Source organism: Blautia sp. AM29-29, assembly GCF_003480555.1.
Classification (GTDB): Bacteria; Bacillota; Clostridia; order Lachnospirales; family Lachnospiraceae; genus Fusicatenibacter; species Fusicatenibacter saccharivorans.
The window spans coordinates 1-15299 of sequence record NZ_QUJD01000004.1 but is presented as its reverse complement, the minus strand read 5'-3'; the positions used below and the strand labels follow the sequence as shown (position 1 = coordinate 15299).

13 protein-coding genes are annotated in these 15299 nt (G+C 40.2%); 12 read left to right on the top strand and 1 reads right to left on the bottom strand.

The genetic code is table 11. The annotated features are described in order from the left end of the window. Positions 1-42: 42 nt before the first annotated feature. Entirely contained in the window at positions 43-630 is a 588-nt protein-coding gene (gene yyaC, locus DW769_RS03820; protein WP_055226856.1) for a spore protease YyaC, read from the bottom strand. A 200-nt stretch (positions 631-830) separates the two neighbouring features. On the opposite strand from yyaC, the gene DW769_RS03815 reads away from it, so the two are divergent. From DW769_RS03815 to DW769_RS03760, 12 genes are all read left to right on the top strand, one after another. Continuing rightward, a complete protein-coding gene (locus DW769_RS03815; RefSeq protein ID WP_055226858.1) occupies positions 831-2138 on the top strand; it encodes a LysM peptidoglycan-binding domain-containing protein in 1308 nt (435 codons plus the stop codon). An 88-nt stretch (positions 2139-2226) separates the two neighbouring features. After that, positions 2227-3423, top strand: coding sequence for a DUF5711 family protein (locus DW769_RS03810; protein ID WP_055226860.1), 1197 nt, complete (start codon positions 2227-2229; stop codon positions 3421-3423). A 12-nt stretch (positions 3424-3435) separates the two neighbouring features. Then, positions 3436-4125, top strand: coding sequence for a CvpA family protein (locus DW769_RS03805; protein ID WP_055265670.1), 690 nt, complete (start codon positions 3436-3438; stop codon positions 4123-4125). Positions 4126-4807: 682 nt separating this feature from the next. Beyond that, positions 4808-5947, top strand: a complete 1140-nt coding sequence (locus tag DW769_RS03800) for a hypothetical protein (protein WP_055226864.1) — start codon at positions 4808-4810, stop codon at positions 5945-5947. A gap of 458 nt (positions 5948-6405) precedes the next feature. Continuing rightward, a complete protein-coding gene (locus DW769_RS03795; protein WP_055226866.1) occupies positions 6406-6672 on the top strand; it encodes a hypothetical protein in 267 nt (88 codons plus the stop codon). Further along, a complete protein-coding gene (ccpM, locus tag DW769_RS03790) occupies positions 6665-8071 on the top strand; it encodes a Cys-rich peptide radical SAM maturase CcpM (protein WP_055265672.1) in 1407 nt (468 codons plus the stop codon). The genes DW769_RS03795 and ccpM overlap by 8 nt, the downstream gene beginning before the upstream one ends. Before the next feature lie 2 nt (positions 8072-8073). Beyond that, positions 8074-9117 (top strand): DUF1611 domain-containing protein, encoded by a 1044-nt coding sequence (locus DW769_RS03785; protein WP_055226872.1) that lies wholly within the window; start codon positions 8074-8076, stop codon positions 9115-9117. Between the two features lie 141 nt (positions 9118-9258). Further along, a complete protein-coding gene (locus DW769_RS03780) occupies positions 9259-10668 on the top strand; it encodes an ABC transporter permease (RefSeq protein WP_158554998.1) in 1410 nt (469 codons plus the stop codon). A gap of 6 nt (positions 10669-10674) precedes the next feature. Then, complete coding sequence (locus DW769_RS03775) at positions 10675-11568, top strand: leucine-rich repeat domain-containing protein (RefSeq protein WP_022463281.1); 894 nt, start codon at positions 10675-10677, stop codon at positions 11566-11568. A 20-nt stretch (positions 11569-11588) separates the two neighbouring features. Beyond that, complete coding sequence (locus DW769_RS03770; protein ID WP_055226874.1) at positions 11589-13265, top strand: ABC transporter ATP-binding protein; 1677 nt, start codon at positions 11589-11591, stop codon at positions 13263-13265. Between the two features lie 31 nt (positions 13266-13296). Further along, complete coding sequence (locus DW769_RS03765; RefSeq protein ID WP_055226876.1) at positions 13297-13962, top strand: ABC transporter ATP-binding protein; 666 nt, start codon at positions 13297-13299, stop codon at positions 13960-13962. A gap of 24 nt (positions 13963-13986) precedes the next feature. Next, positions 13987-15219, top strand: coding sequence for an ABC transporter permease (locus DW769_RS03760; protein WP_055226878.1), 1233 nt, complete (start codon positions 13987-13989; stop codon positions 15217-15219). Positions 15220-15299: the final 80 nt, after the last annotated feature.

Sequence of the window (15299 nt, the reverse complement as noted above, 5' to 3'; positions counted from 1 at the left end):
AAATGGTGCAGTCTCTGCCTGTTTTGCTGTCTGCAGTTTTTCTTAAAGCAGAAGTTCGCTTGTCCCGGCCGCCTCAAGTTCCCGGCAGGCGAGCAGGATTCCCTGCGAGATGGATTCCGCCATATGGAAAATCGTGGCAAGCCGGGTTGTCTGCAGAAGAAGCTGTTCAAAACTGCCCGATACATTCACAATGCCTGTGATAAAAATATCCCCGACCTCGGGCAGCGTCTTCCCTGCCCCCGCGCCCGGCCGGATCGCCCCGTTTCCGATCGTGATGTATCCCTGATGACGCCGCGAACCAAGCGAAGCATCAATCGCAACGAGCAGTGCCTCCGGGTGGCGGGAATGGATGTACGAAATCCGGTCCGGTAGATTCAGGGCGTGCACCGGGTCATCCAGCGTTCCATAGACATGAAAAATGCGGCTGCAGTACGGCGAAAGCTGGTACCCGATCAGCGGTCCTAAGGAATCCCCAGTGATCCGGTCGCTTCCGATGCAGAGAAATACCAGTTCACGGAACATGCGTCCGTCCTTTTGAATGCAGTAAGAAAACAGCGACGCCAGCTCTTCGCTGGCGCTGCGGCTTCGCTCATTGATGTAGTAAACTTCGGCGTCTTTTTTTCGAAACATGACCGGTACCTGCCTTTCAGAAGAATCATCCACAGTTTAACCGTATATGGTATAAACTATTCCTGCAATGAAAAAAACATGACATGCCCTCCGGTGCAGAAAAACGGGAAAACAGTCGGAAAAAACCGTGACAGCCCTGCCCCAAAACGATCTTTTTCGCGGAACATCCGTGATAAAGTAGGCAAAAAGGGGTGAAAAGCATGATTGAGATTGTCTATAAAGAAAACAAAGAGCAGGCGAACGGCAACGAGGGATACTTTCATCTGCCGAAAAATATCCGCCAGGTCGGTGATACGAACGGCAGGGAGCGGATTTATCTGGAAGATTATGTCGGAACCTTTCTGAAAAAATATTTTTCCGCACCAGAGGGACGTGCCGCCATGCTGTTCGGTGAATTTAAGTGGGCGGACGGAATTTCCTACTTTTTTATCCGCAGCGCGGCCGCGATTCATACGATGGAGCCGGCGCCGGATCACCTGGTCTTCGATGATGCAGTATGGACGGAGGTCCACGATGTGATGGAAAAATATTTCAAAAACCAGCAGATCCTCGGCTGGGCACTTTCTCTTCCGGGATACGGGGAGGATCTGAATGAACAGATCATCCGAGCGCATCTGAACCACTTCGGCGGAAATGACAAGACGCTGTTCCGCGTCAACGGACAGGAAAAAGAGGAAACCTTCTATACGTACGAGGGCGGCACCCTGCGGAGCACGGGAGGCTTTTACATTTATTATGAAAAGAATGAGCCGATGCAGTCGTATCTGATCGATCAGAATCAGAACCGGTCGATCGAAAACGGAGAGAGCGTGCCCGACCGCGCTGTCAGCGATTTTCGGAAGATGATTGAGGAGAAGAGCGGGGAGGAGCCGGAACACGATCACAGAAAGCCGATCCTCTATGCGATGACAGCATGCGCGGCTGCGGCGCTTCTTGTGACGGTGACGCAGAAATACGGAGATGCGCTGCCGTTTCCGGGGAAAACAAAGGAGCAGACGGTAGCAGTGGCGGGAAACGTACAGGGAGAGAAGACACAGACGGCGGAGAGTGCAGCGGAAGCATCAGCGGCGGAAGAGGGAAACACAGGGGAAAATACTTCGACACCGGAAAGCACAGGAACGGAACTGGAAACGGAAAATGAGAGCGGGAGCGCGGCGGTAAGTGAGGAGCAGAATTTATCCGGAACGGATCCGGCAGGCAGCGGAGAGCAAAGCACATCCGGCGGGGAGCAGACTGGTGCAGCGGAGAACAATACCGGTACGGTGCAGACAGATCCAGCACCGGGAGCAGAGCCATCGTCCGCCCCGGGAACTGCTTCCGGCAGTGAGACGGCAGAAACCGCCGCGCAGGTCTGGCAGGAGTACACCGTACAGAAGGGGGACAGCCTCTCGAAAATCAGTGAGAGATATTACGGAACGATGAGCAGAGTGAAAGATATCTGCGAACTGAACCAGATCGCGGTGGAAGATCTCATATATGCGGGGCAGAAAATATACCTCCCAAAATAGAGAAAAATATGGTACACTAGAGCGGAATCAAACTGCGGCCGAAAGGGCGGCAGAAAATAAGTCCGAAAAGAACATAAGGGGAATGAAAATGGACGGAAAAAACAGAGAAGAACAGGAGAACGGAGCAAAAGTCCGGGATCTTGAGGAGTATAAAGCAGAAAACAGAAAAAGAAAACGCAGACGCCGGATCACCGTTGGAATCCTTGCAGGAGCCATTCTCGCGGCCGGAATTGGTACAGGGGTATGGCTTCAGCTGCGTACTTTTCAGGGATACGACACAGTACAGGCAACAGAGACCGAGGACACCGATACGTATATGTTTCAGAAATCCGGAAATAAGATCGTGCGCTACGGTATCGACGGCATCGAACTGCGCGACCGGGAAAATCAGACCCTCTGGAGCGATCATTATACCATGGAAAATCCGCAGATGATATCCTGCGGCGATGCAATTGCCATTTACGATAAAAACGGAACCAAAATTGTTGTATACGATGCCGATGGAAAGGCCGGCGAAATTACCGCGTCGTATCCGATCGTGAAAGCATCCGTTGCAGGCCAGGGCGTCGTTGCGGCGATTCTGGAAAACAACGGGGAGAGCTGGATCAAATACTATAATACCGATGGAACGGAGATCGCCTCCTCTCACCCGAACATGGACAGCCCGGGCTATCCGATGGATCTCTCACTTTCCGCGGACGGACTCTGGATGGCGGTTTCCTACGCTTACGAAGACGGCGGCAAGATGAAATCACAGGTCGCTTTCTACAATTTCGGAAGCAGGGGCGAGGATCTGGTGGACAATCTTGCAAGCTCATCGAGCTACACCGATATGCTGTGCCCGCAGATCGAAACCGCGGGAACATCCTCATGGGTTGCCTTCTTTGACAACGGCTTCCGCGTTTATGAAGGAACAAACAAGCCGAAGGAAACGGTGAGCGTATCGGAAGATGGAGAAATTTTAAGCTGCGCGTATGCGGACGACCGCGTGGTTCTGATTCTGCGCGGGGAGAGCGACGATCATCCTTACCGGATGAAAATCTACAATCTGAAAGGAAAGCAGCTTGCGGATGAAAATCTGGATTTCTATTACCAGAACCTTCAGATAGAAGAAAAACAGATTCTGCTGACGAACCGGCAGGAGCTGTGTGTATATACCTTAAATGGAAGAAAGAAGTACAGCGGCGTGGTCAGCGAAACACAGATTCACGAGATCCTCGGCATGGGGCAGAACCGGTATCTGCTCGCGGAGGAGGACGGCGTTTCGATGATCCGGCTGAAATAGGAGAAGAAAAACATGAATTGGCTGAGATACGTATTACTTGCGGTGTGTATTCTTTCCGCGCTGGCTGGATATCGAAAGGGGCTGGTCCGGACAGTGCTGTCCATGGTGTCCCTGATTCTGGTGACAGGACTGGCGATCTGGATGAATCCGTATGTAACGGATGTGCTGAATGAGCGGACAACGCTGCCGCAGTATGTGGAGAAGAAATGTTTAGAGACATTTGAAAACAATGAATTTCTGTCGGGGGAAAACCAGGATGTGCAGAAGAAATGGCTGGAGAGCATGGGCGTGCCGGAGGAGCTGGTGAACCAGATCCTCGGAAGCGGCGCGGTGCGGGAGTACCAGGAGGAACAGCTGCACAGTTTGGCATCCTACGCGGCGAAGGCGGTATCGGAAAAGATTATGAAAGGGATTGCTTTCTTTCTGACGCTGGTGCTTGCCGTTGTTTTCGTGACGATTGCGGTGAAAATTGTGGAATTGATTGCGGAGATTCCGGGGATCAGCTTTTTGAACCGCATGGGAGGAGCAGGACTTGGTGTCGTGCGTGCGGTGCTGTGGATCTGGATTTTCTTTGCGGTGGTGTACTGCTTTCAGGCGACACACTGGGGGAATGTATGCATGAAGCAGATCCAGGGCGATATGGCGCTGGCATGGATTCGGGAGAATAATCCGGTGCTGATGCTGTTGAAGAATGTATTATAAGATGAGAAAAAACGGTTCCTTGTGGGGCCGTTTTTTGGTGGGAGGGGGGACGAGGAAAAGCGGGCGTCGTGTGGGCGGCGGATGCGGTGGGAGGGGAGAAACGTGCCGGGGTGCGGGGCTGTGATTTGGGTGGGGCGGAGACCTTGGCGTGGATGGGACGGAACGGGGGAGCACCGAGACAATTCGTCAGGAAAACTGATGTTTTCCCGACTCAGTGTCTCTTGAAATCCGGCTTTGTGAGCCGGATTTCATCTCCCCCGTTCCGTCCCGTCCGCGTCAGGTTCCGCTCCCACCCAAATCAATGCCCCGCGCCCCGGCACGTTTCTCCCCTCCCACCGCATCCGCCGCCCACACGCCGACCGCTTTTTCTCTGAAGTTGAGAGCGGAAGAATCTGCTAGATAGAAGGGGATAAGAATGGAAATGAAAGAACAAATAGGATATTAGTGGAAAAAGTTGAGAGTTGTGGAAAATATGGGGGTTGAACTGATATGAAAAGAAATATCTATAAATATACGTATTTATATAAAAAAAATTACATGTTTTTGTGAAAAAAATATTTATGTGAATTTATAATGAATAAAAACTGAAAATATGTACAAAAAGCACATTGAAAAAAGAAGAAATATAGATATAATGTAAGTATGTAGACGAAAAAGAAAAGCTGAACAAGACTATTTGCATATGAAAAATAAAAAAAACGATGGAAAATATGTAATTATAGATGACGGGACAGCAGGGGGGCTGTTTCTGAGTGAGAATGAATACTATGTTGATGAGAATAAAAAAGTTGTTTTGTGCAATTCTGAAAAAAAAGATAATCTGTTTAGAAAGAGATATAAACTAACACATGGCGATAAGTGTTATAGTATCATCAAATATTTTTGCCCAGAGGTAGAATTTATCTCTATAAAAATTATGGAAACAGGGGAAAGAGGTAGCATTGATTCATTCAAAGCGGCGTTAGAATGGTGCTTAAAAGAAAAGATAAAACTTGTGCATATGAGTGTTGGAACAACAAATTATATAGATGCAAAAAAGATAGAAAATATTATAAAACAAATGGTTTCTAATAAAATGATATTATGTGCAGCGCTATCAAATACAAACTTTCCTACATGGCCGGCATGCTTTGATGGGGTTTTCGGGGTAAGAAATTATATTGCTAAATTGCAGGAAAAAGAAATTTCGGTGTCTAAATCATTTCCTTTTTCGGAAATGAATTCGATACAGTTAAATTTTGATGACGTTTTAAAGAAGATTGTTGGGAAAGAATACAAATCAAATAGTTTTGCAGCTCCGATTATTACTGTGCTTTTGATATGTTATTTAAGGAAAAATAAAAAAGGTTCATACCAAGATGCAAAAAAATTTATTATGAATCATATAAACAAATGTATCTATGAAAAAGAATTGGAATGGAATGGGATTGTGAATAATAAAGCGTGGTCAATTCCGATAATTTTAACACGTACTGTTATTGGGGCAAAGTTGTTATATGAGTGTTTTGGGAAGGAAGACTATGAGTGTATAGTATTAACATCAGAAAAGAACCTAAAAGAGTCTTGCGTGGCAGAAATTCCATTAGAATTTTATACGCATGGGAATGTGACAGAGACGTTAATAATGGCAGTAAATACAATATACAATCCAGATGTGCTTATTATTCAAACGGATAAAAATATATTTGAAAGTAATAGTTTGATAGATTTTGAGGTTTTTGATAAAAAAGGATGGAATGTGAAAACAAGGATGGAGCAAATGCAGTTTGAAAATTGTTATAACGCATATAAATGGATAATAATGCAACTTTTAGACGACTAAAATTTACTGGATTACTTTTGCGATCGCAATGGGTAATAAAATTATGCTCGAAGGGAGGTATTCAAATGAAGAAAACGCTTAAAAAGAAAGAACATAAGGGAAGAAATAATGTGAGTGTTTATGCAAATGGACCGTGTTCATGCACATGCTTTTCTACGTGTGGGTCTGCCTATGTTCAGAAAGCTCAGGCGCAGAATCAGTTATACACAAGTGTATTTGGATCTAATGCTAATCACTAAAATGTAAGAAAGATGAGGGCAGCTACAGTGTTAATTAGTGGTAGTCCTCATTTTAATTAGAGGATAAGTTTAAAAGTTGATTTAAGCATTATAAAAAATCGTTTAAGAATATGGCTAGAAGTATTATAGATCCTTTGAAATAGCGTTTGTTAAAATGTTGATATGTTTGTTGTAGAGTAAAAATGCTGACAATAGTAGATTTGATGAAAGAGAATAGAAATGATAGAAGAAAAAGTGAAAGATATATTAAAGAAATATAGAAATTTAGAACAGAAAAAAGACTGGAAAAATCAAAAGCTTTTAGGAAATGATCTAAAATTCAGCGCAAGAGATTTGATAAATGTATATGTGGAGTTAGAAAAAGAATTTGATATTCATTTTAAGGAAAAAGATATTGTGGCTGGAAAATTTGATACATTTGATGACATAATAAAATTGATTAACAAAGAAATAGCATATAAAACAAGAGGAAAAGAACATGCATAAACCATTTATTCATTGTTTCAAAACTGCAAAAGAATATTATGTATATGATGTGAATACTGATAAAATTATTCAGGTGTCTTTCGAAACATATAATTTTTTGGAAAACAATATTTGGGATGAAAAAGCGGAAAGAGAAATAGAAAAGCTAATAAATGAAGGATATTTGAAAAGAACGCGGGTAGAAGAGGTAAAACATTTTGCTACGGACTTTTTAGAATCTTATTTAGAAAATAGAATGAATCAGTTAGTTTTGCAAGTGACACAAAAATGTAATTTGCGTTGCAGTTATTGTGTTTATTCTGGTGATTACAAAAATAGAAATCATAGTCAAAAAGAAATGAGCTGGGAAACTGCAAAAGAAGCAGTAGATTATTTGTATGGGCATTCGATGTCTAGCGAAGACATATATATATCATTTTATGGCGGAGAGCCATTATTAATGTTCAGATTGATAAAAGAAGTAGTTGAGTATGTGAAGAGAGAATATTGCCAAAGAACGGTACATTTTAATTTGACCACTAATGGAACGTTGTTTACACCAGAAATTGTTCAGTATTTTATTAAAAATAATATACAAATTATGTTTAGTTTGGATGGGCCTAAAGAAGTGCACGATAAAAATAGAATATTTGCAGGAAGTAATAGAGGATCATTTGAAAAATTGAGAGATAGCATGAAAATGATATATAGTATGGACAGAAAATATTATAAAAAAAATGTGTCTTTCAACACAGTGTTAGATCCCCAAAATGAGTTAAGAACAATATATGAGTTTTTGGATAAAGATAGGCTGATTTCGAAAAATTTGAGTAGAATATCTGTTTTGAATGATAATTATACGGATAAACAATGTGAATTTAGCGGAGAATTTGTTGAAGAACAGGAATATGAATATTTTAAATGTTTTCTTTCAAAATTAAAACGAATTAATGAAAAATTTGTGGCTAGAGCAGTAAAAGAAGAATTTGATAATGAAATGAGAGAAATTAAACAACATGAGGAAAAAATGCAAGAAGAGATTTCAAAGGTAAATCATCATAGTGGTCCCTGTATTCCAGGCGCGAAAAAAATTTTTGTAACAGCAGAAGGAAATATATATCCGTGTGAGCGAGTGAGTGAAATATCAGAAGTTTCCAAAATAGGTGATATAAAAAAAGGAATAGATAAAAACAAAGTGTTAAATTTGCTAAATATAGAACGATATTCGCAAGACCGGTGTAAGGATTGTTGGGCATATCAACATTGCACAATTTGTATAGCATGTGCAGATGACACTAAAAATATTTCAAATAAAGAAATAGAAAAACATTGCTGGAAGGTTAGAGGGGGATTTGAAGAGGCAATGAAAAATTACTGTACTTTAAAAGAACTTGGTTATAAATTTGAGGAGTATGAATGAAAATGTTAAAAAGAGTAGGTATATTTCCGGTAGATCAAGAAAGTATAACACTATTTGAGAACATACATGAATGTAGATATGGTGAAATTATGCATATTGCTTCAATAAAAGCATGGGGACTTTGCGGGAAAAAAATTCAACGTTGTGATGGTAGTGAGATAATAATAGAGGAGGGAATAGGTAATATTATAAAAGAATGTGAAGTGTTAATTCTTCTTGAAAGTTGGCACGATGCATCGCCTGAATATATAAAGAGCGTGGTGAAAACAGCAAAGCAGAAATCCATAACGATAGTTTCTATTAATAATATCAGGAACAGTTTAGAGATAGATCAGCATTATGAAAATGTCGTTGTTGCTAAAAAATTAAAAATTCAAAAAAAGTGTGACGATTTAAGAGTAAGAAAGATAAATATTCCGGTTATTTGCGTTTTGGGTTTGACACAAAATAGTGGAAAATTGAAAATGGAATTAGAACTGCAAAAATGTTTGAAACAAAAAGGATATAAAGTTGCAGCAATTGTTTCTGGATTAAATGGATTAATTGGGAAAGATACATTTTGCTTTGAAAAGAAATATTTAAATGGGAAAAATAGGAATGAAGAGATAATTATAAATATAAATGCGGCTGTAAAGCGGTTAGAACAAGATTATGATATTGTAATTGTTGGGATACCAGGAGCATGTCTCTCGTTTAATCCACAATATTCTAATGATTTTGGCATTACTACACAATTGTTTATGTGTGCAATAGAACCAGATTATAGTGTTTTGATGCTACCATATATGCGCTATGAAGAAGCGTTTATTAGTCATGTTAAAGATGAGGTTCAAAAAAGATATGATATTACAATTAATGATATTGGAATATCAGAATTTGCAATTGATATGGATGCGAGTTTTGAACAAAAAAAGATGTGTTTTTTAAAATTAATTGACAAGGAAAGGGATTTTGAGCATTTGAAAAAAATATCAGTTGTTGATATTAAAAGTGATTCTCAAATAGAAAAATTGAGCGATAGGATTATTTGGACACTTGAAAATTAAACATAAGCTTGTCGCATTTTGAAATATATAGGGGGAAGAAAGAATATGTTGAAAAGAGCGAGCAGAAAATTAAGAAGTACTCCTGCGAAAACATTGATGTATATCATACTGTTTTTAGTACTTTTCCTGGCGATATTTTCTATGCTGATGATTGGAATTGCAAGTGGAAATAAAGTGAAAAGAGCACAGGAAACATTGGCCAACTCTATTACTCTGCGCGGGCCGGCCGAGGGAGAAGCTGGAAAATCATGTACTGTATATGCGATCCCGTCCGCAATCGTAGAAAAGTTCATTGACAGCAATTATGTTCAGGGGTACACCATGGAAGCGGGAACATATTGGCTTGATCCGGTGGATACGGAAACATATATCAGCGAGGAGACACAACAGCGCCTAAAAGGTTATCTGAAAGATTCAGGCATGTATACGATGACGGCTGTTGGAACACTGGACTGCGCATACGATACCTATTTTCTGGCAAAGGGTTACAGGATTGTGGAAGGAAGCGGACTGAGCTACGGAGAACGGGGCAAATACGAAGCTGTGGTAGGAGAAAAATACGCCGAAAAAAATCATCTCCATGTGGGCGATACTGTTAAATATAAAATGGAGCAGGGAACGATCGAATACTATAAAGTAAGTGCCCCGGAAGAAATTAGTTTCAAAATTCGAGGCATTTACAGAACTCCAGAGGTTTATCAGTCCGATTCCGTTGTGAATGACTGGCACAATAATTTAATTTTTATTCCACTGGATATTTTCTGCGAGTATTCTATGAAAGCATTAAAAATTCAAAATGTGGGATTTAATACAGTTACGGTCTATTTGAAAGATACAAAATCAGTTGAACCATTCATAGAAGAAACAAAAAACAAAATAAAAATAGGAAGTGTGGATGATGTTGTACAGACCGATGAAAATGGAATACGTTCCAGCGTAAAGCCAATGGTAATATCACAGCAGGATTTGGAATCTGGAGAATGGTCCTATCAGTTGATTCGAAACAAGGAATGGTATGAGATGGTTGCGAAACCTGTTGAAAAATTGAATCGTCTGATAGGATATATGATCGTAGGATTTGTGACTGCCGGAATTTTACTGTTCGGCATTCTGACCAGCCTGTCAGTCAAAGGGCGAAAACGTGAGATTGGAATTTTACTTTCGATGGGGGAACACAGAAAAAGGATTTTAGGACAGTTCGTTTTGGAGAATTTGGTTCCGGTTTTGATTGCCCTGGTTTTTGCGGCGCTGTGTGCGACACCAACAGCAGAGTATTTCGCAGATCGGATGATTTCGAATCAGGCTGAGAAAGTGGAGCAGGAAAATGAAGATCTGTCGGGAAATATTAAAAACGCGCTCCCGACAAGCGAAATAGCTGCGTATGAATCAACGGGAGTAACTGTTGATACGGATTTGTCCATTGAGTGGAACTGGAAAATCATGACGGGGATGATTCTTGGTATTTTAGATCTTTTCCTTTTGATATTAATTCTGCAAGTCGGCAAAATAACTAGAGAAAGCCCGGCATCTATATTGCTGGACAGAAAGTAGGTGTTCATGAAGAAAAAAAGAATGATAATGATCGTAGCGATGGTTCTGGTGCTGGTATGGCGGGAAGACGTTTTTGCAGTGGAATCTGGAACGACACAGGTTTCGCTACAGGCAGACTGGCTCCAAGAGGGAGATTACCAGTATAGCGTGGAAGAAGATGAAACTGTAACTTTACGAAACTATATCGGGACGGAAAGCGTGATTGTCACACCGAAAGAAGTAGGTGGGAAAGAAGTGACGAGAATCGGAGATTCCTGCTTTTTGAGAAAAACGGATCTTCGGGCAGTGCAGATATCCGAAGGCATTGTTGAAATCGGGGAATCTGCCTTTGCGGAAGATGGTCAGTACAGTGATACAACTGCTGGGTTTATCAGCATTGTAATGCCAAAAACACTAAAAAAGGTAGGAAAAAGCGCATTTCAGGGAACTAGAATCACACAGATTTATTTTTATGATGGTTTAGAGAGCATTGGTGATAATGCCTTTATGTATTGCTCTTCTTTGTCAAAAATACGGATTCCAGATAGCGTGGAGAAAGTAGGACAATTTTTATTTTTGGGAGCTGGAAAACCCTATGAAGAAAGTCAAGATAGTGCGATGAAGATTTTTGGCGGAAAAATAGCGGAAGAACTTGCAAAAGATAATCAAAGAGCCGAATATGGTGGTGAAGAAATGCAGGAAATTTCGATCCAGTATTGGCTTGAGAAGAAGGAGAATGAAACGAAAGAAGAGGTTATAGGACAAAAATATTTTGATAAAAATGATACAGGCTTTGAAAAAGTATTTTTTAAGGCTCCTTCGAGTGGAGAAAAGCAAAGTGGGAAAATAGTCTGGATGGACATATTTCTTGGGGTGTGTATGGTTGGACTAATAGGAATCAGTGTTTGCTTAAAGGATTAAAAATATTATATTTGTGAACAATGAAGAAAATAATAGAGAATAATAAATGTTTATATTTTTTAAAAGAGTTACTCAAATATAAAAAAGAAATAGGTATTTTGAGTATAAGCACTATTGTTTCTACAGTAACTGTATTTCTGCAACCATTATTGATAAAACAGATCACAGACATCGGAATACTCGAAAAAAATATGCCCCAAATTGTTAATGGAGTAGCCGGTTTATTTGTTTGTGTGCTGGTATATTTAATGATTGAAGTTGTGCAGGCAAAAACTTTTGCAGAAATACATAATTCATTCTATAAGAACTTGTATTGCAATGTATTTCGAAAATTATTGCATTTAAAAAAACATTATTTTCAAATGAAAAATAGTATGGAAATAGTGCAAATGTTACAATGCGATGTATCTCAGGTTGCGTCTATGACAGATAGATATGTAGTGATGAGCTTTTCGTATGTTTTTCGTGTAATTAGTGGACTTGCTGGACTTATGCTGTTGAGTCCTGAACTGTTATGCATTGTAGTGATAGTAATTCCAGTGAAATACGTGTTAGTAAAATGTCTTGCTAAAAAGCGTGAGAAAAACATGAAAATGTATATTCAAGTTGAGCAACAATTTGGAGGATGGCTTGGCGATACAATTAATACTGTGGAAGAAATTAAATTGTGGAATCTATATGAATTAAGAAAATGCGAATTTTTAAAACAGATTTGTAAATCGTTAGCGGTTGAAATGAAAGGAACCATGATTGAGACATGGAATATTTTTGGGGATGCTGTTTTAGAGTGGGGTGTAACAATTCTTATTTATTTAGTTGGTGGATATTTGGTGTTCGTGGGAAAAATTTCCATAGGTTCAGTTTTTGCTTTTGTTTCTTATTCTAGTTATGTTACAAGACCGGTAAATAGTTTAATTGATCTGCGTATGCATTTTGCAAGTGTCAAACCGTCCGCTGAACGACTTTATACATTTTTGAATATGGAAGAGGAACGAAGTGGAAGTAAAAGAGTGGAAAAAGAGATTTCGCCAATATTAGAATTTAAAAATGTGAGATTTCAGTATACAAAGGATAGGGAAGTGTTAAAGAAAGTATCTTTTAAACTTGAGCCGGGAGAAAAAGTGGCTATTATTGGAAAAAATGGAAGTGGAAAATCAACAATTTTGGAATTACTATTACGATTTTATGAACCGGAAGAAGGAGAAATTTTATGTAATGGTGAAAATATAAAAGTGCTAAAATTATCAGAATACCGAAGCCTTTTTTCTGTTGTGAGTCAGAAATCAGCGTTGTTTTTGGGGGACATTGTGCAGAATATAGATTTGGAGGGGAAAGCAGACAGACAAAAACTGAATGAGGTACTAAGGAAAAGTGGCGTGAAAAAATACTTGCAACGTTTTCCAGAAAAAGAAAAAACACAAATAGGAGATGATGGAGCATTTCTTTCAGGAGGAGAAAGACAAAAGCTTGTGGTTGCACGGGCACTATTGAAAGATGCGCCGGTTATGCTTTTTGATGAAGCGTCCAGTGGATTTGATGTAGAAGCCAATGAATATCTTTATAAAATTATAACAGAAGAAATGCCGGAAAAATCTGTGATTTTTATTACACATCATTATGATAAACTGGAAAAATTTGATAAAGTATATTTGGTAAAAGATGGGTTTCTTACGGAAGTGAGAACTGGAAAAATGTAGAGGCGACTAGATTATAGTAGAAAGGAACAATATGGCAGAACTGGAATTAAAAGAGGTAAGCTATTTTTACGAGAGCGGCGGAAAGAGAATTGATATTTTGGATAAAGCCAGCTATTCATTTGAGAAGGGTACTCTTTACACGATTGTTGGTCCTTCTGGATCGGGGAAAACAACGACGCTGACTTTGGCGGGTGCGCTGGAAGAACCTAAGAGCGGCTGCGTGTGCTTTGAAGGAAAAGATATCCGGGAAATTGGCTATACAAGATATCGAAACAGCAAGATTGGAATTGTGTTTCAGGCGTATAATCTGCTGCCTTATCTGACCCCGCTGGAGAATGTGCTGGCGGCAATGGAAATTACGTCAAATCCGATTAAAAACAAAAAAGAACGGGCGCGGGAACTTCTGACACGAATGGGAATTACAGAAGATCAGATGAACCGCAATATCAATAAACTTTCAGGAGGCGAACAGCAGCGCGTAGCGATTGCGCGTGCGATTTCGACAAATGCAGAGGTGATTCTTGCGGATGAGCCGACGGGAAATCTGGACGTTGATACGGCGGCTGGCATTGTGAAAATTTTCAAAGAGCTGGCTCATGAAGATAAGAAATGTGTAATAGCAGTTACACATTCGGAAGCATTTGCCGCGGAGGCAGATGTGGTGGTACGGCTGGAAAAGAAAAAATTGCAGGATTAAACATGAGGGGGAGGGAAAGTTTTTATGAACTGGATCAAAAGAGCATTTCGCAGTATTTCTTATCATAAAAAAAATACAATTCTGATGTTTTTAAGTTTCCTGATTTTATCCATCCTGATCCTGTTTGGCTTATGTATCCGCGCGGCAAGTCGGGAACGGATATGGGAGATTCGGACGAGCATCGGAGGAAGCGTGCTTGTATCGAATGAGCGTCAGATATACAGTGAAGAGCCGCGCGGTGTGAATTCGATTTCACATCAAAAATATTTGGAACTCTGCGCTGATGAAAGAATTCGGTTTGGCAGCTGTAATACGGTGACAGCTGCTCTGGCGGATAACTTTACAGCTGAAATTATGGACGGACAGGAAGAAAATGGAACAGAAAATATTTATGTGGAGGGATCATCTGATCCTGTCGAGTATTTTAGTTCTGTTTCTTCTGTAGTTACACTGATTTCGGGACATGTACCGCAGAATGCAGAAGAAGCGGTAGTCAGTGATGGGATTGCGGAACGGAATGGACTGGGAATAGGAGATACCATAGCTGTTCTTTCACCATACACAAAGGAGCGGTATACATTTAAAATCAGTGGTATTTACAGTACGAACGAGGCAGCTTACAGTGGAAATGTGGTATATAATAACCCAGCAAATGCTATCTATACCCTGGATACACCAGTTTATGAGATGAATGAAAATGATAATGTAAAAGAAATTACATTGCAGTTGAAGGACCCGGAAGAAGGAAGAGCGTTTGCTGAAGATGCGAAAAAAATGCCGGAATATATCAAAGAAGAATATGATATGGACTATACGGTAAATGTTTCAGCTTATAAAGCGGTGGCCGACAGCCTGAAGAGCCTGGCAGGGATTTCGAATCTCATGGTGATAGTTTCCGTAATCCTTGGAACTATCACATTAAGTTTTTTGATTCTTATGAATTTGCGGGATCGCATGTTTGAGATTGGCATTCTTCTTTCTGTTGGAGAAACAAAGATGCGGATTATGCTGCAGATGTTGATGGAATCTTTTTGCCCGGTATTGCTGGCAATTACAGCGGGGGTAATTTTTTCTTATCCTTTGGCGAATGTGATAAAAATAGCTGTAGATCTTTCGAACGGTGTGCAGGCTGCAATTAAGACACAGCAGATTATAATATTGTATCTTTGTGGAATGGGGGTTGTGCTGGCTTCTTCTATGGTTATGGTATACCAGATTGTACGATATCAGCCGAAAAAGATTTTGATGATGGAGTAAAAAAAGAAATAGTCAGATAAAATACTGAATATGCAGAATTAACTATATTTTTCTAAAAATAAGAAAATTCGAAAAAAGGT